Below are 18,873 nucleotides of genomic sequence, written 5' to 3'. Positions count from 1 at the left end.
GCGGGTTCGTTCCCGCGCGCTCGGCCCTAGTGGGGTGTTCGACAATTAGCCGGATTGGCTGCGTGTGTGTGCTTGCCACCTGTGGGTGACCGATCGGAGGCGGCAGGCTGTCCCGAGCGGAGGCTGGTAAATCGCCAGGCGGTAAAAAAGTCGTAACGGTAATAAGTGGCGTAGTTCATTTTCTAAATCCTCGAGATGTCTGGTGTGTCGCTAAAAATGTGTGGGGCTGAAAAAACAAAACCCCCGGTCGGGAGGCCGACCGGGGGTTGAGAATTCTCTGGTGGCGACCCGTTTAAAGTGGGCGCCGTGTGGGTATCAGGCGCGCCAGTGGCTAAACCAATACCCAAAATAAAAGCTGACCGGAGCACAAACGTCTTTCACCCGGACAGCCGCAACCGAGCGCAAGGCGCTGGCGGTACGAAGCTTTGAAAGGGTGTTGAACATGGTCTGTCTCCGATGGATGCGCCGAGCTTACTAGAGGCGGGTACGTGGATTCAATCAGAAATTGCTATCGGCTGCCGTTGGCCTTTCCTATCGCTTGAGCGCTGCAAAAAGGTATAGCACGAGCGGTGCCTGTTGATTAGTCACGAGATTTGCTGGTCATTGCTCGCCATACCGCTGGTTGACCTCTGAAGCACGCATGCGACAAGCCTTACAAGACGTATTGAAACTTTTTATATAGCGCTTGCCGCTAGGTCTGCCAGTTGCTTTTTGCTAAGGTGTCCGGCAACCAACAAGCCCATTGCGCGAGGTGTCTGCTTGATTAGGGTGCTAGTAGTCGATGACCATGATCTCGTTCGTACAGGCATTACACGAATGCTGGCTGACATCGATGGCCTGCAAGTGGTCGGCCAGGCCGAGTCAGGGGAAGAGTCCCTGCTCAAGGCGCGAGAATTGAAGCCGGACGTGGTCCTGATGGATGTGAAGATGCCCGGTATCGGCGGTCTTGAAGCCACGCGCAAGTTGCTGCGCAGTCATCCCGACATCAAAGTCGTTGCGGTCACCGTGTGCGAGGAAGATCCGTTTCCTACACGACTGTTGCAGGCGGGGGCCGCGGGTTACCTGACCAAAGGAGCCGGTTTGCCCGAAATGGTCCAGGCCATTCGCCTGGTATTTGCCGGCCAGCGCTACATCAGTCCGCAGATCGCCCAGCAACTTGCCATCAAGTCTTTCCAGCCCACGAGCGATTCGCCGTTCGACGCCTTGTCCGAGCGGGAAATCCAGATCGCGCTGATGATCGTCGGCTGCCAGAAAGTCCAGATAATCTCCGATAAATTGTGCCTGTCGCCAAAAACCGTAAACACCTACCGATACCGCATTTTCGAAAAGCTTTCGATCAGCAGCGACGTCGAGTTGACGCTGTTGGCGGTTCGTCACGGCATGGTTGATGCCAGCCTCTGAAATGACTGAAATTTTCGATCCAAGCGCTTTTCTGTCGACGGTCAGTGGGCGTCCCGGTGTGTATCGCATGTTCGACAGCGATGCGCGCCTGCTCTACGTCGGCAAGGCCAAGAATCTCAAGAGTCGCCTGTCCAGTTACTTCCGCAAATCCGGTCTCGCCCCCAAGACTGCTGCACTGGTCGCGCGTATCGCGCAGGTCGAGACGACGATCACGTCTAACGAAACCGAAGCTTTGTTGCTCGAGCAGACGCTGATCAAGGAGTGGCGTCCGCCGTACAACATCCTGATGCGGGACGACAAATCCTATCCTTATGTCTTCCTTTCAGATGGTCAATTTCCTCGTCTGAGCATCCATCGCGGTGCGAAGAAGGCCAAGGGCAAATATTTCGGTCCTTACCCCAGCGCTGGTGCGATTCGCGAAAGCCTCAGCTTGCTGCAGAAGACGTTTTTTGTTCGTCAGTGCGAAGACAGCTACTACAAGAACCGCACGCGCCCTTGCCTGCAATACCAGATCAAACGTTGCAAGGCACCCTGCGTCGGACTGGTCGAGCCCGAGGTCTACGCCGAGGACGTCCGGCACTCGGTGATGTTCCTGGAAGGGCGCAGCAATGCGCTGACCGACGAATTGTCCGCCGCCATGGAAGAGGCGGCGATCAACCTCGAGTTCGAGCGGGCGGCCGAGTTGCGGGACCAGATATCGCTGCTGCGCCGGGTTCAGGATCAGCAAAGCATGGAAGGCGGGACTGGTGATGTCGACGTGATCGCCGCGTTCGTCAATCCGGGCGGCGCCTGCGTTCATTTGATCAGCGTGCGGGGCGGCCGGGTTCTGGGCAGCAAGAACTACTTCCCTCAAGTTGGTATTGATGAAGACGTTTCCGAAGTCATGGCGGCTTTTCTTGGGCATTACTTCATCAGCAGCCCGGAACGCGACTTGCCGAGCGAGTTGATCGTCAACGTGGTGCATGAAGACTTTCCTACGCTGATCGCAGCCATTGAGGAATTGCGCGGCCGAGAACTGTCGATCAGTCATCGGGTGCGGGGTACGCGGGCTCGCTGGCAACAACTGGCGGTGACCAATGCAGAACAGGCACTGGGTGCGCGCTTGGCCAACCGGCAGCATGTCGCCGCGCGTTTCGATGCGCTGGCAGAAGTACTGAACCTGGATGAGCCTCCACAGCGCCTCGAGTGCTATGACATCAGTCACTCGAGCGGCGAGGCGACGGTGGCGTCGTGCGTGGTGTTCGGCCCGGAAGGTCCGATCAAATCGGATTACCGTCGTTACAACATTGAAGGCGTTACCCCAGGCGATGATTACGCCGCCATGCACCAGGCGTTGACCCGTCGTTTCAGCAAGCTGAAGGACGGGGAGGGCAAATTACCGGACATTCTGCTGGTGGACGGTGGTAAAGGTCAGCTGTCGATGGCGCGTGATGTACTGAACGAATTGGCGGTACCCGACCTGATTCTGCTGGGTGTGGCCAAAGGGGCAACCCGAAAGGCCGGCTTCGAAACTTTGTACCTGAATGATGCAGCGCATGAGTTCACGTTGCGTGGGGATTCGCCGGCACTGCATCTAATCCAGCAAATTCGTGATGAAGCTCACCGATTCGCCATTACCGGGCACCGCGCCCGTCGCGGCAAAACCCGCCGTACGTCTACGCTTGAAGGCGTAGCCGGGGTCGGGCCGACACGTCGGCGCGATTTGCTTAAACATTTTGGTGGATTGCAAGAGCTGTCTCGTGCCAGCATCGAAGAGATCGCCAAAGCGCCCGGGATCAGTAAAAAACTCGCAGAGTTGATTTATGCAAATCTGCACAGCGAGTAGAATGCCACCTCACCTCGTAGCCAGTTGTGCCGATGAATATCCCTAATCTGATTACCGTTCTACGCGTCCTGCTCATCCCGATCTTCATACTGTTGTTTTACCTGCCGTACCATTGGAGCTACATGGCGTCCGCTTCGGTGTTTGCATTTGCCGCCGCTACGGACTGGCTGGATGGTTATCTGGCCCGCCGTCTGGAGCAAAGCACGCCGTTCGGGGCTTTTCTCGACCCGGTTGCCGACAAGCTGATGGTTGCCGTTGCGCTGGTGTTGCTGGTGCAAGAACACGGTAACTTGTGGCTTACGCTGCCGGCCGCCGTCATCATCGGTCGTGAAATTGTCGTGTCGGCACTGCGTGAGTGGATGGCCGAACTCGGTGCCCGCGCTCATGTGGCGGTGTCGAACCTGGGTAAATGGAAAACCGCTGCGCAGATGTTGGCACTGGTGATCCTGCTGGCCAATCCGTCAGACTTCACCTTCTGGGTATTGGTGGGTTATGGCTTGCTGTTGGTCTCAGCCGGACTGACGTTGTGGTCGATGGTCCAGTACCTGCGGGCTGCATGGCCGCATCTGAAGACCGACGTTGAAAAGAAATAAAACTTTTTTGAATCAAAGGGTTGACGGGGCTTCTGGATTCTATAGAATGCGCCACACCAAGACGCGGGAATAGCTCAGTTGGTAGAGCACGACCTTGCCAAGGTCGGGGTCGCGAGTTCGAGTCTCGTTTCCCGCTCCAAATACAAAGAAAAAGCCACTCAATAGAGTGGCTTTTTTTTTGCCTGGGATTTTAGAAGACGCTTCGGCGTCTTTTTTCGTTTTGTGGCAAAAAGCGGGCTAAACGCACATTGCCATTCAATTTTCATAAAAGCGTAACAATCCTATTGCAGAGTACGGGAGCCCGAAATCACAAGGAGTTCCCTGAATGAAAAGCTTGATGAAGTCTGCTGCACTCGCCGTTGCGGTTTCTCTTTGTGCCAGCTCGATGACTTTTGCTGCGGAAAGCGTTCGTCTGACCGGTTCCGGCGCCAGTTTCCCGGCCCCGATCTACCTCACCTGGTTCAAGGATTTCAGCAAGAAAACCGAAGGTGTCACTGTGGATTATCAATCCAAGGGCAGCGGCGCGGGTGTGCAGGACTTCCTGAATAAAACCGTCGATTTCGCCGCCAGTGATTCGGCGATGAAAGACGAAGACATTGCCAAGGTTGCCGAAGGCGCACAGTTGCTGCCGATGACGGCGGGCGAAATCGTGCTGGCCTATAACCTGCCAGGCAACCCCAAGGGCCTGAAGCTGCCACGGGATGTTTACTCCAATATCTTCCTGGGCAAGATCACCAAGTGGAACGATCCGCAGATCGCTGCCGCCAACCCGGACCTGAAGCTCACTGATACGCCGATCACCGTCGTCGTACGTGCAGACTCCAGCGGTACGACTGCGGTGTTCACCAAGCACCTGTCAACGATCAACCCGGAGTTTCAAGAGGCGCTGGGTGAAGGCAACACGGTCAACTGGCCAGCCAGTGACAAATTCATCAAATCGCCGAAAAACGATGGCGTGACAGCCACCGTACGCCAGACCCCGGGCGCCATTGGCTATATCGAATACGGCTTCGCCAAGCTGGCCAAGGTCGACTTCGCCCAGTTGCAGAACAAGGCCGGTCATTACGTCGTACCGAACGCCGAAAGCGGTGCCGAGGCCCTGGCCGCAGTGAAAATGCCGGAAAGCCTGGTGGCCTGGCTGCCGGATCCGGACGGTGCCAAGTCCTACCCGATCACTTCCTACACCTGGATGATCTTCCGCAAGGACAACGGTAACCCGGCCAAGGCCAAGGCCATGCGCGAAATGGTCGAATACAGCCTGACCGAGGGGCAGAAAATCGCCGATTCGATGGGTTACATCCCGTTGCCGCAATCGGTTGTTGATCAGGTTCGCAAAGCGTCCGCCAACATTCAGTAACGCTCGTGAGGCCTCTCTCGGCGTGCGCGTTCAGCATGCCGGGGGAGTTTTCCCCCTGTACCGGAATTAGCCAATGAACACACCTTTTGTCGTACCGGTTAACCCGGGTTCGGCCTGCCAGCCGCCTTCCACGAAGGACTTCCTGGTTGATCGCACCTTCCGTGCGCTTGCGCGAATAGGGGTGGTTCTGATTCTGGCGTTGGTCTTCGCCTTGGTCTTCGAGGTGGGACGCAAGGCCCTTCCTGGCATGGAAAAACACGGTTTTGACGTGATCTTTGGCAGCGTCTGGGACGTTAACCAAGGCAAGTACGGCATTCTGCCAGCGATTTGGGGCACGCTCTACAGCGCCCTGATCGCGTTGCTGATCGCAGGCGTTTTCGGCGTCAGCATGGCGATCTTCCTCACCCAGGATTTCCTGCCGGCGAAACTGGCAGCGGTGTTTCGCACTATCGTCGAATTACTCGCGGCCATCCCCAGCGTCGTTTATGGCCTGTGGGGGATTTACGTGGTGATCCCGGCGATCCGCCCCCTTACGGCGTGGTTGAACAGTGAACTGGGTTGGATTCCTTTTTTCAGCACGTCCTTGAGCGGTCCGGGACTGCTGCCTGCGGCGCTGGTACTGGCCATCATGATTCTGCCAACCATCGCTGCCGTTTCTCAGGACGCCCTGACCGGCGTACCGATGAAAACCAAACAGGCGGCCTACGGCATGGGGACCACCCATTGGGAAGCGATTCTCAAGGTGATGGTGCCATCCGCCGCCACCGGCATTTTCGGCTCCCTGGTTCTCGGCCTGGGTCGTGCTCTGGGTGAAACCATGGCGCTGGCCATGCTGGTGGGCAACGCCAACAACATTTCGCTTTCTCTGTTTGCGCCGGCCAACACATTGGCTGCCTTGTTGGCGCTGAACTTCCCCGAAGCCGGGCCCAACGAGATCGAGGTGTTGATGTATGCCGCACTGGTGCTGATGTTCATCACCCTGCTGGTGAACGTTCTCGGTTCCATGATCATGCTCTACGCCCAGCGGGGTAACAAATAATGACTGACCTCACGTCCCCTATTACCGCCGTGCCGAGCCTGCAGCGCAAGTTCGAAGGCCGCGCCCTGCGCAGCCTGGTGTTGACCACGCTGGTGTGGACCGGCGCGGTACTGGCCAGCGTCCCGCTGATTTCCGTGCTGTATATGCTGATCATGCGGGGCGGGGCACGCTTGAGCCTGGAGGTATTCACCGAATTGCCGCCCACCGGTTTCGAGACGGGTGGAGGCTTTGGTAACGCGATGGCAGGCACCTTCGTAATGGTCGGTATCGCCGCCGCCATCGCGGTTCCGGTCGGCATAATGGCCGCCATCTTCCTGGCCGAACTCGGGCCCGACAGCAAGCTGGCAAACACTGCCCGCTTTGCCGCCAAGATGCTTACGGGGCTGCCTTCAATTCTGGCCGGGGTGTTTGCCTACGCCCTGGTAGTGATGACCACCGGTACTTACTCGGCGCCGGCAGGCGGTGTGGCACTGGCGGTACTGATGCTGCCCATCGTGGTGCTGACGGCTGAAGAGTCGATGAGGATGGTGCCCAAGATCATGAAGGATGCCGCCTACGGCATGGGCTGCACGCGCTCGCAGGTGATCTGGAAAATCATCTTGCCGACCGGCATGCCGGCGATCCTCACAGGCGTGATGCTGGCCGTGGCACGCGCAGCAGGCGAAACCGCGCCGCTGTTGTTTACCGCGCTGTTCAGCAACTACTGGATCTACCACGACGGCAGCCTCGCGGTGATGAACCCGACGGCATCGCTTGCCGTGCTGATTTACAACTTCTCCGGCATGCCCTTCGACAACCAGCTGGAGCTCGCATGGGCGGCCTCGCTGGTGCTGGTGATGATCGTGCTGGTCGTGAATATATTGAGCCGTATTTTCGGCAAGCCCAAGTATTGAGAACGGGAGCACCTGAATTTTGAACGTATCAACTGCGCAAATAGCCGCTCCGTTTGTTACCAAGACACCTGTGGTCATGGACTGCAAGCTCGACAAGATTTTCTACGGCAACTTCATGGCGGTACGCGACAGCCATGTGCCGATTGAAAAAAACAAGATCACCGGGTTCATCGGTCCGTCGGGCTGCGGTAAAAGTACCGTGCTGCGCAGCCTTAACCGAATGAATGACCTGGTCAAAGGGTTCCGTTTCGAAGGCCATGTACATTTTCTGGGGCAGGACGTGTACGGCAAGGGCGTTGATCCCGTGGTGGTACGCCGCTACATCGGCATGGTGTTCCAGCAGCCGAATCCGTTCTCGATGAGCATCTTCGACAACGTTGCCTTCGGCCTGCGCCTCAATCGCTATAAAGGAGACCTGGGCGACCGCGTCAAGCACGCCTTGCAGGGCGCCGCGTTATGGGATGAGGTCAAGGACAAGCTCAAGGTCAGCGGGCTGTCGCTCTCCGGCGGTCAGCAGCAACGGCTGTGCATCGCCCGCGCCATTGCCACTGAACCGGAAGTGCTGTTGCTGGATGAGCCGTGTTCAGCGCTTGACCCGATCGCCACTCGCCGGGTTGAAGAGCTGATGGTCGAGTTGAAGAAGGACTACACCATCGCTCTGGTGACTCACAACATGCAGCAGGCCATCCGCGTGGCCGATACGACAGCCTTTTTCTCGGTGGATATTTCCCAGGGCACGCGCACCGGCTACCTGGTAGAGATGGGCCCGACCGCCCAGATCTTCGGCAGCCCGCGTGAGCAAATGACCGAGGATTACATCAGCGGCAAATTCAGCTAAGCGGCACACGTCTCGTTTTAGTTTCTTATTTTACGGATTCGCAGGATCGCCAATGTCTGCAACGCGTCGTCTTGATTTACCCGCGATAGAACGAGCACTGCGCAAAGTGCAGGGCCGTTTTGCCGAGCTCAGCCGGCACTTTACCGAGCCGCGTGATCCCTTGACCGACGAAGTGTTGCAGAACGTTGTCGAAGGCTATGCGCTGATTGATGACTATGTCGCACGTGGCGTCGACCTGTTTGATCTCCAGCAACTGAACCTGATGCTGGAGATCAATGCCACCGTGCTGTGCGGCCGAGACCCGGCGCGCCGGCTTGAGTACGCCCAACACCTCGCGGCTACGGAAGAGCACTTCTTCAACAATGTGGAGGGGGGAATAAAGGATCTGTACAACTGGTATTGCGCCTATCACAGCGAGTCCGTGTGGAAGCGCGCGGCGGGCGTGTATGTGCGCATCCTCAGCAAGCCGCAGTTGTTCATTGAAGGTAACAACCGCACCGGGTCGCTTATCGTCAGTTATTTGCTCATGCGTGCAGGCTTGCCGCCGTTCGTGCTGACGCTGGAGAACGCCGAGGGCTACTTCAACCCGTCATCGGTGATACGCAACTCCGCCAAGCACGGCGTCAAGGCACTGTACGAATTACCCAAGATCAAGAAAAAATATGCAGCCTTCCTGGAAGAACAGGCGCCTGATCCGAAGAAGTTTTTCCTGGACGAAACGCCGCTAGCCATTGTTCAGGGAGGCCGTTGATGAGCGAGTCTCCAGCGCTGTCAAAATGCCGGAACGCTATCGGCCGAGTGTGGCAAGCCATCCCATTGATCTCGGTCCAGCGTCCGCGTATCCGTATTTCGTTCGATATCGATGACACATTGGCTTGTCAGCTCGACCACAGCGCCGTCGAGCACAGCCGGCTGCCGGCCTGCATTCACCGTTGGCTGGGCGAGCCGTTGCGCATGGGAACACGCTCCCTTACGCGTGAGCTGCGCCGTCAGGGTTGCAGTATCTGGGTCTACACCTCGTCCGGTCGAACGCCTTCCTACATTCAGCGTTGGCTCATGCTGTATGGCATCCGTGTCGACGGTGTGGTCAACAGCGTGCTGCATAATCGTGCCCTGACAGCACATGGGCTAGCGAACACTCCCTCGAAATATCCTCCCGCATTCGATATCGACCTGCATGTTGATGACTCCGAGGGCGTGCGCAGTGAGGGGCATGACCATGGCTTTCGCGTGGTTGTGGTGGATCCTCAGGATGAGAACTGGGCACAAAAAGTCCTGGATGCTGTCGCACACGTCCAGGCGCAACTCGCCTGGCAGCAACCACAACGGTACAAGCAGCCGGCGCGTTCAGAGGCTTTTTCCTCTTGAGTTCTTTACCTCAAATACTGTTCGGATGAGACCCCCGGGACCGCAGCCAGATGTGAGTCTCATGCTCCCAATCAGCAAATACGCCACTTGTTTAGAGTGGCGTTTTTGCTTGTGCGCTTTGCGCCTGGATTTCATTCAAAGGGCATGCGCTCAATTTCAGCTAGTGATGTTATAGGGTAACAATGTAAGCTTTGCGGCGATTTACCTGAGGCACACATTTATCAACCCTTGGTATCGCGAAATCTCCATGACGAATACGGCGACTCTTCCCACCGGCCAGGCGAACAGCCGGCTTATGTCCATCGATGCGTTAAGAGGCATGGTGATTGTGCTCATGCTGCTTGACCATGTCCGCGAAACCTTTTTCCTGCATCGGCAGGTGTCCGACCCCATGGACATTACGACGACCGAGCCTGCACTGTTCCTCAGCCGCACACTCGCACATCTGTGCGCACCCGTATTTGTACTGCTCACCGGTTTATCAGCCTGGTTGTACGGCGAGAAATACGCGGGCAAGGCTGATGTGTGCAGCTTCCTGTTCAAGCGCGGGCTGTTTCTGGTGGTGCTTGAGTTCACCTTGGTTAACTTTGCCTGGACCTTTCAGTTTCCACCCACGGTGATTTACCTGCAGGTGATCTGGGCCATCGGTTTAAGCATGATTGCGCTCTCGGTGATGGTCTGGCTGCCTCGAGCGTTATTGCTGTTGCTGAGCCTGGCGATCATCGCCGGTCACAACGCATTGGACGCGCTTCATTTTCCGGTGGATTCGGTGATGCACATCCCGTGGGCCATTCTTCATGACCGGGGCTGGATCGAGCTGAGTGAAGGTTTGCGTCTGCGGACTTCGTACCCGGTGCTGCCGTGGATAGGTGTCATCGGTCTTGGCTACGCCATCGGGCCGTGGTTCAGCCGAGCAATGGATGCTAGCAAGCGACAACGGCAATTAATGCTATGCGGCGTCATCGGGCTTTGCGTTTTTATCGCGTTGCGCCAGCTCAATGGCTACGGCGAGAAGCCCTGGTCTGCGGGAGAGACGGGCGTGCAGACACTGATGAGCTTTTTCAATATCACCAAGTATCCGCCGTCTTTGCTGTTTGTGACGCTCACCTTGAGTGTGGGATTGCTGTTGTTGCTGGGTTTCGAGCGCGTGCAGAAAAGCCGCTGGCTGCGTCCTCTGACGGTATTTGGATCGGCTCCGATGTTCTTTTACTTATTGCATCTATACGCCCTGAAGGTGCTGTACATCATGGCGGTCGCGTTGTTTGGATTGAACCAGGGGGCATGGTTCGGTTTTGACTCGGTAGCGTCTGTCTGGCTGGCCGCCGCTGTCATGGCCATTGCGCTGTATCGGCCGGTCAATTGGTTCGCTGAACTGAAAGCACGACGACGGGATATCGCCTGGCTCAAATACCTGTAAGGACGTGCACTTTTATAAGGCCGCGGGGCGTTCGCTGCACTATGGCATGGCAGTGGACGGGGCTTCCTGAGTGCATCTGTCCGAGCTTAGGCCCGCGCATAGGGGCGTAGTAACGATCTGGCACAAACGCTGCATTACGTTGAACAGGCCCATCGCGAGAACATTCGAATGGGCAGCCCTCACGGTCAACGACGACCGATTGGCCGCACAGGTCGTGGGCAGCAGCGGTGGATCGGGCAGAGACGTCCGGTTTTAACGCCGCAATCGAACAGGCAAAGACGCCTGGAACCGAAAGGTTTCAGGCGTTTTTTTTTGCTTTTTTTCCGTGACGGGCTTTGGCCGGGTGCTATTTATGAACTCCATTGTTGCCACGCTGAACAAGTTGCAGACGCTGATCGTGATCGGTAATGGCATGGTCGGACATCACTGTGTCGAACAGTTGATTGAGCGCGGTGCCCTTAATCACTACCGGGTGCATGTCTTCAGCGAGGAGCCCGTGCGCGCCTATGATCGCGTGCATCTTTCCGAGTATTTCACCGGGCGGGACGCTGAGTCGCTGGCCCTCAGCGATGCCGCGCTATACCAGACTCCGGGTATTACGTTGCATCTGGGCGTGCCGGTTCTTGAGATAGACCGCGCCCGCCACGAGGTGATTACCGCCCAAGGCTCGGTTACTTACGACAAACTGATCCTGGCAACGGGTTCGTACCCGTTTGTGCCATCTATCGAAGGCGCGCAGGACGACTCGCGCTTGGTGTACCGCACGCTTGAAGACCTGGACGCTATTCGAGCCGCCGCTGCCAACGCGCGACGTGGTGTGGTCGTGGGAGGAGGACTTCTCGGGCTTGAGGCAGCCAATGCACTGAAGAGTCTGGGCCTGGAAGCCCATGTCGTCGAATTCGCTCCGCGCTTGATGCCTGTGCAACTGGACGAACACGGCGGCCTGGCGCTCAAGGCGCAAATCGAAAAGCTGGGCGTCGGTGTGCACCTGTCGCGCGCGACACAATCGATCAGCGCCGGCGAGCATTACCGGTACCGGATGAATTTCGCCAATGATGAATTCCTCGAAACCGACCTGATCGTGTTCTCCGCCGGCATTCGTGCGCAAGACGCACTGGCTCGTCAATGCGCGCTGGCTATCGGGCCACGCGGCGGGGTGGTCATCGACGACGCGTGCCTCAGCAGCGATCCAGACATTTACGCCATTGGCGAATGTGCCTCATGGAACGGCAGCCTGTTCGGCCTGGTGGCGCCGGGGTATCAAATGGCGCGCAGTGTGGCGGCCAGGCTTTGCAAGCAGGTCGCCGAGCCGTTTATGGGCGCCGACATGTCGACCAAGCTCAAGCTATTGGGCGTCGACGTGGGCTCCATTGGCGATGCTCACGGCATTACTCCGGGCGCGCGCAGCTTTCAATTTATCGACGAGAGCACCGCCAGCTATCGACGCCTGGTGGTGGATGTCACGGGTAAACAGGTACTTGGCGCCGTATTGGTCGGTGATAACAGCTATTACGACACGCTGCTGCAATACATGCAGAACGCGATTGCACTGCCAAAGGAGCCGGCCAGCCTGATTCTGCCATCGTCCGCAGGCGCGCCAACGCTTGGACCGGGCGCATTGCCCCAATCGGCCACGGTGTGTTCGTGTCACAACGTCACCAAAGGCTCGATCTGCTCAGCCATCGATAGCGGCTGCACCGATCTGGCTCAACTCAAGTCGCAAACCAAGGCCTGTACGGGCTGCGGGGGCTGTGCCGGGTTGCTCAAGCAAGTCTTCGAGCACGAGTTGACCGCGCGTGGCGTCAGTGTCGACAAAAGTCTGTGCGAACATTTTGCCTACACCCGCCAGGAACTCTATGCGCTGGTGCGGGTGGAAGGGGTGATCACCTTCGAAGAACTGCTGGCCAGACACGGCAGCGGTCACACCGGCTGTGATGTCTGCAAACCGGCGGTGGGCTCGATTCTCGCCTCGTGCTGGAACCAGCCCATCATGGACCCATCGCTGGTGCCACTTCAGGATACCAACGACACCTTCATGGCCAACATGCAGAAAAATGGCACCTATTCAGTCGTGCCGCGAATTGCCGGGGGTGAAATCACAGCCGACAAGCTGATCGCGATTGGGGTGGTCGCGAAAAAATACGAGCTCTACACCAAAATCACCGGTGGCCAGCGAATTGACCTGTTCGGCGCGCAACTGCATCAACTGCCAGACATCTGGGCGGAGTTGATTGAGGCGGGCTTCGAAACCGGTCACGCGTACGGTAAATCGACGCGGACGGTCAAATCATGCGTTGGCAGCACCTGGTGCCGTTACGGCGTTCAGGACAGTGTGAAAATGGCGCTGTTGATTGAGGATCGTTACAAGGGATTGCGCTCGCCGCACAAGCTCAAGTTCGCCGTGTCCGGCTGCACCCGCGAATGTGCCGAGGCGCAGAGTAAAGACGTTGGCGTGATCGCTACCGAGAAGGGCTGGAACCTCTACGTATGCGGCAACGGCGGCATGCGCCCGCGCCACGCCGAGCTGTTTGCCACCGACCTCGACGATGCGACCCTGATCCGCTACGTCGACCGCTTCCTGATGTTCTACATCCGCACGGCCGACAAACTGCAGCGCACATCGGTCTGGCGTGAAAGCCTGGAGGGCGGCCTGGATTACTTGAAGGAAGTGATCATCAACGACAGCCTGGGGCTCGGCGATGAACTCGAATCGCAAATGCAACTGGTGGTCAGTCGCTATGAATGCGAATGGGCCAACGCGCTGAAAAGCCCGGAAAAACTCAAGCGCTTCCGCACCTTCGTTAACGATAAGCGTCCGGACCCGGACATCCACTTTGTCGAGGAACGAGGGCAGCGGCGGCCAATCACGGCCAGCGAACTCAACCTTATTCCAGTCCGCGAGGAGATTGTCTGATGAACCCATTAAATACCCTGCGCACCCATGACAACCTGGCGTCTGAACCGGACGCGGTCTGGCAATCGGTGTGCAGCGAGCAGGATCTGGTCATCAACTCCGGGGTCGTGGTGTGGCTCGACGGCGCACAAGTCGCGCTGTTTTACCTGCCAGACGCGCAAGGCAAGATCCTCTACGCTATCGACAACCACGACCCGAAATCCGGGGCCAATGTCATTGGTCGCGGTTTGATCGCCGATATCAAGGGTGAACTGGTGGTGGCGTCGCCTATTTACAAGCAGCACTTCCGTCTTGAGGACGGCACCTGCCTGGAGTATCCGCAACAGCGCCTGCGTGTCTGGCCGGTGCGGTTGAGCAGGGGAGATGTGGAAATCGGCTGCCGGGGTCGTGGTTAATAAGGCAAAAAAGGCCCGGCAGAATAAATGCCGGGCTGGATAATTTTTTTTGAAATCAAGGGGTTGCCAGCCTCCGTAAATCAGTCCATAATTCACGCCATCGAAAGCACTGACCGCTTAAAAAGCTCAATGTTTTCAAGGGCTTAGATCTTGTATCTAAATCCAAGTTTGTATGCGTAGGGTGTTGTGCTACATGACATCAAACGTTTGAGGCCGAGTAGCAAAATGGTTATGCAGTGGATTGCAAATCCACCTACGCCGGTTCGATTCCGACCTCGGCCTCCACTTTAAACAAGCTCCGTAGATCGATGATTTACGGAGCTTTTTTATTTGCACTGCCTGGCAAGATTTAGTCTTGAAAATGCCAGATGCGAACTTGCTTCACCGGGGCGGGATGTATATATTTCCACCTCTGCTGCACAAGCGTCTGAGTGGTGTAAGGGTCGTTGACCCGCCTCCAGACAGCTTCACCGCGCTACCGCCCGAATGGCGAAACTGGTAGACGCATGGGACTTAAAATCCCCCGCTCGTAAGGGCGTGCCGGTTCGATTCCGGCTTCGGGCACCATCTTAAAACAAGGGTTTGCGGGCGAAAGCTTATGCAAACCCTTGATTGTTTCCGGTCCGCTATTTTGGAGTTGGTCCGCAATTCACTTGGTTGGAGTGACTTTCTTGCCCAGGCGATTCCGGATGTATTGCTCCGTCATAACCACGGTCGTATGCCCAAGTTGATCTCTCGCCTGCATGATGTCACCACTCGATTCGGCTTTATCCGTACCTGCCTTGGCGCGTAAATCCCGCATCTGAAATGCAGACTTCGCAACACCGGCCGCTTCCCTGGCCAAATCAAACCTTCTTCGCAACATCGCCACCGTCATTGGTGTGCCATCCTCTGTAACGATCAGCCGCGTCGAGCGGACCTTGTGTTCTGATTTACGGGACATTATTCGATCAATCAAAACCTTCAGCTCACCAGTTACCTCTATTCGCCGCTTGGCCTTCGTTTTTCCCTGAAGCACCCAGATTTGGCCGTCGCGGACATCCCTTTCGTCCATCAGTCGCGTGTCAGTCACCCGTTGACCGGTCAAATAAGCCAAGTCCATGGCGTCTTGCAGTCCGACATCGGCCTTGTCGTGCACGCGCTTAAAGAGCTCATCCTCGACGTATGTGTCCCGCCCGGTCTCTTTGTTGCCCTTGATACCGGCGCAGGGGTTGGCTAGAGACGTGTAGCCCTTGTCCCTGGCGTAGTTCCAAATTGCGCTGAGCAATGCCTTTTCACGATTCGCCCTGACCGGTGCCGCCTTCCGCCAGGTAAGGTACTGGCGAACATGCAGCGGTTCGATCGTTTCCAGGGGCGCGGGCGGATCGTCGAAGAACGCAATCAGGTTCTTCATTTCCCGCTTGTTGTCCAGTTGGGTGGCTTTGCCTTTGGTTGGGACGATGTCGACCATGTACTTCTCCGCGACGTAGCGGAAGGTGATCACCTTGGAGACCAGATCGGTCGCGGTCCGATCACGCTCAAACTTTGCGTACTCCATGATCGCCAGGCCATAGTCGCTGCCTAGTGGAATCTCTCTGCGGTCCTTTCCGCCGGTGTCGTAGTAGAAGAAAACCCGGCCGCTGGCTTTCTTGCGTTCTCGCAGCCGGGCTATCGAGCCTGGTTTACTTGGTCGTCTTCCCATTTCAGCTTGCCTTACGTGATTTCCATGCGGGTTTTTCTGGTTCGATCATGCCGACGGCGGTTACGGCCATCACAGTCACGCTTGGCGGCGTCGAAATCGGCGGCGTACACGTATTCGCCGGCCGCACCTTTGAACCGATAGCGCTTCACTTCGTCAGGCTGTTCGGTAATTCGGTTTTCTGTGGGCATGGGACGTCCTATGCCGGGTCATGCCCGGAGTGGAGGGATGGGGGAGGAAATGAGCATGGCAATGTGCTATATGATCAGCACATCTGATGAGCTTAAGAGAGAAAAGCGAGTGACAGGATCAAAGAGTTTTAAAAATCTATATAAAAAAATGGATGCGACGTCCAAAACTAGATTTCATGCTTCTCGTAGATTAAAGTTACACGCTGCTCTTTCTACCTATACGGTAGTGTTTCTTTCGCTGGTATTGATTTTCATATCACTTATGCAAACGTATGGCTTGGGGGCGAATATACAGAGTAAGGGTGTAGGGCTTTTACAAGTTTTCTCTTCGGTTGCGGTGTTGGTTTATTCTTTGTTGATGGATAAAAATGATTACTCTAGTCAATCAGAGAAAATGTATTCTTGCGCTTCTAAGCTTGGAGAGCTGAAACAGAAGTCTCACCCTCACGTCCACGCAGATGAGTTTGCACAGGAAAACTATGATAGGTGTCAGAAAGAATATCATGATGTTCTAAAGCTTTACGAAACGCACTCTAACAACGATTTTCGTGGAGACTACTATAGGGCTAAACTGGATATGCCCGAAGATTATGATATGTCAGGGTACAAAAGATTTTATGAGAATGGAAAGTGGCGTGTTCTGTATGTATTAAATTTCGTAAATTACCCGCTAATTATTTGTTTTTTGATGTTTGCTCTATACTGGGTGTCTTTCGGCCTTGTAAGTCCTTTTAAAGCGTTAGCCTTCCTAGGCTAATCGCAACAGAAGCAGTCGAACGCTTCGTCGTGATCGGCGAACATATCGAATTGGGTGTCGGAGTAGTCGAGCATCTGCTGGTAGCTGGGCTGGTCACTGCGGAACCGGGCGCCGTCACCGGTGAACTTGCCTCCGGACACCACCGAGTTTTCCATGCTACCCCACCATTCAGCTTTTGGCCTGTCACTCGCGATGATCGAGTAGACCTGCTTCGCTCCCTTTAGGAAACAGAGGTCGCTGTTCCCTCCCAGCGTGCGGCCGTTGATCGTTGGCAGCATCAAGTCGAATGACTAGCCAGCCCAGAAGTCAGTCACGTCCTTCACGCCTACACTAGCATCGGCCAGTGGCATGACCATCGTGGCCCACTTGCTTTCACTGGTGCTTTTCCGGTTTCGCATTTTCGCGACCCGGCGGGGCTCGTCGGCACGGATGCCGGTCATCATGTCCACCGAATTGTCTTCGGTCGAATGGTCCAGGGTGCGCAGATACTTGTGAATGATCCTGATCTTGGGGTTGATGGTGCAGGATCGGGTAACCGGGTTCGGCAGATACATGCTCTTTCTGATTAGCGCCTCGAACGGCTCGCCCTCCCGGCTGGCGCTGGCGAAGTCGACAACCTCAAAACCGGCCTCGTTGTCCCGAAACTCAAGCCAGACAATTGGCACCGACCAACGCTCGGCGCTACGCTCCTTGTACGAGCGCAGCGCCAGTGTCTTGTCGGTGTAGGCATAGCGACGGCCCGAGGTGCCATCTTCCTTCGGCACGCGCTTACGGCGTTTCTTTACAGCCTCGGCGATCCATCTGTACTGCGGTCCGCTGACCAGCTCGCAGGTATGCTTGTAACCGATGTAAAAGCATTGGGCGGTTTCGCCGATCACCTGGTAGGTGAGGCAATGCACCTCAAGACCTTCCGGTCCGATGGTGTCAATGTAGCGATAGTGTTCTGGTCAAGCCTTCCTCATTTCTTCGGGCATGACTGTTCCTTTGCCGCCATAGCGGCTGATTGTCGTTCGTGAGTAGGCGTACACTGAAGCGAGAAGTAACTTAAAATTTTGGAGCTACCATGGTATTTGGAAGTGATCGCGAAAAACTAAATCTTTATTTGCGCGAGTTTGAGAGTGAGTCAGATAGAGGCTGCGCCGTACTTATGTTGTGTGCTTTAGAAGATCTTCTTCTCCAAGCTATAAGATGCCGCCTGCCTGAATGCTCAAATGAGGAATTTAGAAATCTAGCCCCTCTTGGTCGCCTTTCATTAACGATTTCTAATGCTTTTGTGCTTGGGGTCCTATCTGAAAGAGAGCGAGCGGATTTTTTATTGTTGGTTAAAGTTAGAAATAAGTTCGCACATGGCGCTTTTCTCGGTCTGAGCTTTTTGCATGATGATGTGGTTCATCTATGTAATTTCCTGAAGTTGTGTGATTCCTTTGACGACTTCGTGATAAGCGACCCGAGAAAACGCTTCATGTTTTCATCGATGCTTCTATATTTGATGTTGCATGATTGCTCGAATGACAAAGATTGGCGCCTCGTCCTGAAGGAAGAGACAAACTATGTTATTAAATAACTCTGCTGCTCATGACAAGATCGTTTGCGTTCATAACTGTCATGCCGAGGCGGTGGGCGGTTTGAACTTCGAGCTTCTCGCCCTCCGATCTTTCCCATCCGGGTAGAATGGCGATCACGCCGCAAAGGCCAAGGCGTGTCAGGTCGTAGGCCATGTAGTCAGCCCATTCCGCGCCGGGTACGGTCCCATAGTCGGCGGGATTCTCTACCTGATAGCCCTGACTGCGGCTTTGAAAGCGGGGTAGTTATAGTCCTTCAAGCCAGTCATTGGCACGGCGACATACACGCGTTTGGTGCGGGGGGGGGCGGTTCGCCGGCAGAGTTATTCGCGTGACGGCTGCGATCATCCCCATCAAAAACTCGGTAACAATGGTTGGAATGTTTTCTGTGGGCATGGGGCATCCTATGCCGGGGCATGCCCGGGCGTCGGAGTGTGGTGGGGATCAGCTACAGTTGAGCGACAAGCAAACGGAGGTGGATTATGAAATGCTTCATCTGTTCAGCCGAATCAAGCGAGGTGCCGTCGGCAGGCGACTACGAGCAGCTCGCATGCCCTGTGTGTGGTGAATACCGGCTCTCACGGACGGCGATTAAGGTGTTTAAGGAGAACAATTGGAAATTCAATATTGAAAAGGCTAGGAGTT

The 18,873-nt window shown here is 56.0% G+C and carries 17 protein-coding genes, 3 tRNA genes and 2 pseudogenes; 17 read left to right on the top strand and 5 right to left on the bottom strand.

Annotated elements, in window-relative coordinates; translation table 11 throughout:
* Positions 1-315: 315 nt before the first annotated feature.
* Positions 316-444 carry a hypothetical protein gene (locus tag GBC55_RS29795; protein WP_281508181.1) on the bottom strand — a complete coding sequence of 43 codons (129 nt, stop codon included), beginning with the start codon at positions 442-444 and terminating at the stop codon, positions 316-318.
* 315 nt (positions 445-759) lie between these two features.
* Here GBC55_RS29795 and uvrY point away from each other — a divergent pair, with 315 nt between their 5' ends.
* The 15 genes from uvrY (at position 760) to GBC55_RS06940 (ending at position 14,607) form a co-directional block, all read left to right on the top strand.
* Positions 760-1,401 (top strand): UvrY/SirA/GacA family response regulator transcription factor, encoded by a 642-nt coding sequence (gene uvrY / locus GBC55_RS07010; RefSeq protein ID WP_082069126.1) that lies wholly within the window; start codon positions 760-762, stop codon positions 1,399-1,401.
* 1 nt (position 1,402) lies between these two features.
* A complete protein-coding gene (gene uvrC / locus GBC55_RS07005) occupies positions 1,403-3,226 on the top strand; it encodes an excinuclease ABC subunit UvrC (protein WP_162436586.1) in 1,824 nt (607 codons plus the stop codon).
* A 32-nt stretch (positions 3,227-3,258) separates the two neighbouring features.
* Positions 3,259-3,819, top strand: a complete 561-nt coding sequence (gene pgsA, locus GBC55_RS07000; protein WP_162436549.1) for a CDP-diacylglycerol--glycerol-3-phosphate 3-phosphatidyltransferase — start codon at positions 3,259-3,261, stop codon at positions 3,817-3,819.
* 63 nt (positions 3,820-3,882) lie between these two features.
* Positions 3,883-3,958 (top strand) — tRNA-Gly (locus tag GBC55_RS06995).
* 186 nt (positions 3,959-4,144) lie between these two features.
* Positions 4,145-5,176 (top strand): phosphate ABC transporter substrate-binding protein PstS, encoded by a 1,032-nt coding sequence (pstS, locus tag GBC55_RS06990; protein WP_162436548.1) that lies wholly within the window; start codon positions 4,145-4,147, stop codon positions 5,174-5,176.
* A 73-nt stretch (positions 5,177-5,249) separates the two neighbouring features.
* Positions 5,250-6,215, top strand: coding sequence for a phosphate ABC transporter permease subunit PstC (gene pstC / locus GBC55_RS06985; RefSeq protein WP_162436547.1), 966 nt, complete (start codon positions 5,250-5,252; stop codon positions 6,213-6,215).
* A complete protein-coding gene (pstA, locus tag GBC55_RS06980; RefSeq protein ID WP_162436546.1) occupies positions 6,215-7,108 on the top strand; it encodes a phosphate ABC transporter permease PstA in 894 nt (297 codons plus the stop codon). Before pstC ends, pstA begins: the two co-directional genes overlap by 1 nt.
* Positions 7,109-7,184: 76 nt before the next feature.
* Positions 7,185-7,946, top strand: coding sequence for a phosphate ABC transporter ATP-binding protein PstB (pstB, locus tag GBC55_RS06975; RefSeq protein WP_218171024.1), 762 nt, complete (start codon positions 7,185-7,187; stop codon positions 7,944-7,946).
* 52 nt (positions 7,947-7,998) lie between these two features.
* Positions 7,999-8,697, top strand: a complete 699-nt coding sequence (locus tag GBC55_RS06970; protein ID WP_162436544.1) for a hypothetical protein — start codon at positions 7,999-8,001, stop codon at positions 8,695-8,697.
* The gene (locus tag GBC55_RS06965) at positions 8,697-9,314 is read left to right on the top strand and encodes a hypothetical protein (RefSeq protein ID WP_247266871.1); all 618 of its coding nucleotides are present in this window, start codon (positions 8,697-8,699) and stop codon (positions 9,312-9,314) included. The genes GBC55_RS06970 and GBC55_RS06965 overlap by 1 nt, the downstream gene beginning before the upstream one ends.
* A gap of 247 nt (positions 9,315-9,561) precedes the next feature.
* Entirely contained in the window at positions 9,562-10,731 is a 1,170-nt protein-coding gene (locus tag GBC55_RS06960) for a DUF1624 domain-containing protein (protein ID WP_162436543.1), read from the top strand.
* Between the two features lie 352 nt (positions 10,732-11,083).
* On the top strand, positions 11,084-13,645 hold the full coding sequence (gene nirB, locus GBC55_RS06955) for a nitrite reductase large subunit NirB (RefSeq protein ID WP_162436542.1): 2,562 nt from the start codon (positions 11,084-11,086) through the stop codon (positions 13,643-13,645).
* Entirely contained in the window at positions 13,645-14,040 is a 396-nt protein-coding gene (gene nirD, locus GBC55_RS06950; RefSeq protein WP_162436541.1) for a nitrite reductase small subunit NirD, read from the top strand. The genes nirB and nirD overlap by 1 nt, the downstream gene beginning before the upstream one ends.
* A gap of 211 nt (positions 14,041-14,251) precedes the next feature.
* Positions 14,252-14,325: transfer RNA gene (locus GBC55_RS06945), tRNA-Cys, on the top strand.
* 195 nt (positions 14,326-14,520) lie between these two features.
* Positions 14,521-14,607, top strand: a tRNA-Leu gene (locus GBC55_RS06940).
* 82 nt (positions 14,608-14,689) lie between these two features.
* Here the strand turns inward: GBC55_RS06940 and GBC55_RS06935 are convergent.
* Both GBC55_RS06935 and GBC55_RS06930 read right to left on the bottom strand, forming a co-directional pair.
* Positions 14,690-15,721: a tyrosine-type recombinase/integrase gene (locus GBC55_RS06935; RefSeq protein WP_162436540.1), complete on the bottom strand. Its 1,032-nt coding sequence runs from the start codon at positions 15,719-15,721 to the stop codon at positions 14,690-14,692.
* An 11-nt stretch (positions 15,722-15,732) separates the two neighbouring features.
* Positions 15,733-15,909, bottom strand: a complete 177-nt coding sequence (locus GBC55_RS06930) for a hypothetical protein (protein ID WP_162436539.1) — start codon at positions 15,907-15,909, stop codon at positions 15,733-15,735.
* Positions 15,910-15,964: 55 nt separating this feature from the next.
* Here GBC55_RS06930 and GBC55_RS06925 point away from each other — a divergent pair, with 55 nt between their 5' ends.
* Positions 15,965-16,666, top strand: a complete 702-nt coding sequence (locus GBC55_RS06925; protein ID WP_247266870.1) for an SLATT domain-containing protein — start codon at positions 15,965-15,967, stop codon at positions 16,664-16,666.
* On the opposite strand, the pseudogene GBC55_RS29875 reads toward GBC55_RS06925, so the two are convergent.
* Positions 16,663-17,346 (bottom strand): annotated as a pseudogene (locus GBC55_RS29875) (Nin-like protein); the annotation flags it as partial. The gene GBC55_RS06925 and the pseudogene GBC55_RS29875 sit on opposite strands and share 4 nt — an antisense overlap.
* A gap of 383 nt (positions 17,347-17,729) precedes the next feature.
* On the opposite strand from GBC55_RS29875, the gene GBC55_RS06910 reads away from it, so the two are divergent.
* Entirely contained in the window at positions 17,730-18,230 is a 501-nt protein-coding gene (locus tag GBC55_RS06910; protein ID WP_162436538.1) for a hypothetical protein, read from the top strand.
* Here the strand turns inward: GBC55_RS06910 and GBC55_RS06905 are convergent.
* Positions 18,223-18,497, bottom strand: a pseudogene (locus tag GBC55_RS06905) (DUF4406 domain-containing protein). The gene GBC55_RS06910 and the pseudogene GBC55_RS06905 sit on opposite strands and share 8 nt — an antisense overlap.
* Positions 18,498-18,873 lie beyond the last annotated feature (376 nt).

The sequence above is a fragment of the Pseudomonas sp. TNT3 genome (assembly GCF_010095445.2).
Taxonomy (GTDB): Bacteria; Pseudomonadota; Gammaproteobacteria; order Pseudomonadales; family Pseudomonadaceae; genus Aquipseudomonas.
This window is presented reverse-complemented; position numbering and strand designations above follow the sequence as displayed.

Excerpts from the sequence above, each read along its gene's own strand:
- GBC55_RS29795 (WP_281508181.1), bottom strand. The coding sequence starts at position 444 with ATGTTCAACACCCTTTCAAAGCTTCGTACCGCCAGCGCCTTGCGCTCG.
- uvrC (WP_162436586.1), top strand. The coding sequence starts at position 1,403 with ATGACTGAAATTTTCGATCCAAGCGCTTTTCTGTCGACGGTCAGTGGG.
- pgsA (WP_162436549.1), top strand. The coding sequence starts at position 3,259 with ATGAATATCCCTAATCTGATTACCGTTCTACGCGTCCTGCTCATCCCG.
- pstS (WP_162436548.1), top strand. The coding sequence starts at position 4,145 with ATGAAAAGCTTGATGAAGTCTGCTGCACTCGCCGTTGCGGTTTCTCTT.
- pstC (WP_162436547.1), top strand. The coding sequence starts at position 5,250 with ATGAACACACCTTTTGTCGTACCGGTTAACCCGGGTTCGGCCTGCCAG.
- pstA (WP_162436546.1), top strand. The coding sequence starts at position 6,215 with ATGACTGACCTCACGTCCCCTATTACCGCCGTGCCGAGCCTGCAGCGC.
- pstB (WP_218171024.1), top strand. The coding sequence starts at position 7,185 with ATGGACTGCAAGCTCGACAAGATTTTCTACGGCAACTTCATGGCGGTA.
- GBC55_RS06970 (WP_162436544.1), top strand. The coding sequence starts at position 7,999 with ATGTCTGCAACGCGTCGTCTTGATTTACCCGCGATAGAACGAGCACTG.
- GBC55_RS06965 (WP_247266871.1), top strand. The coding sequence starts at position 8,697 with ATGAGCGAGTCTCCAGCGCTGTCAAAATGCCGGAACGCTATCGGCCGA.
- GBC55_RS06960 (WP_162436543.1), top strand. The coding sequence starts at position 9,562 with ATGACGAATACGGCGACTCTTCCCACCGGCCAGGCGAACAGCCGGCTT.
- nirB (WP_162436542.1), top strand. The coding sequence starts at position 11,084 with ATGAACTCCATTGTTGCCACGCTGAACAAGTTGCAGACGCTGATCGTG.
- nirD (WP_162436541.1), top strand. The coding sequence starts at position 13,645 with ATGAACCCATTAAATACCCTGCGCACCCATGACAACCTGGCGTCTGAA.
- GBC55_RS06935 (WP_162436540.1), bottom strand. The coding sequence starts at position 15,721 with ATGGGAAGACGACCAAGTAAACCAGGCTCGATAGCCCGGCTGCGAGAA.
- GBC55_RS06930 (WP_162436539.1), bottom strand. The coding sequence starts at position 15,909 with ATGCCCACAGAAAACCGAATTACCGAACAGCCTGACGAAGTGAAGCGC.
- GBC55_RS06925 (WP_247266870.1), top strand. The coding sequence starts at position 15,965 with ATGGCAATGTGCTATATGATCAGCACATCTGATGAGCTTAAGAGAGAA.
- GBC55_RS06910 (WP_162436538.1), top strand. The coding sequence starts at position 17,730 with ATGGTATTTGGAAGTGATCGCGAAAAACTAAATCTTTATTTGCGCGAG.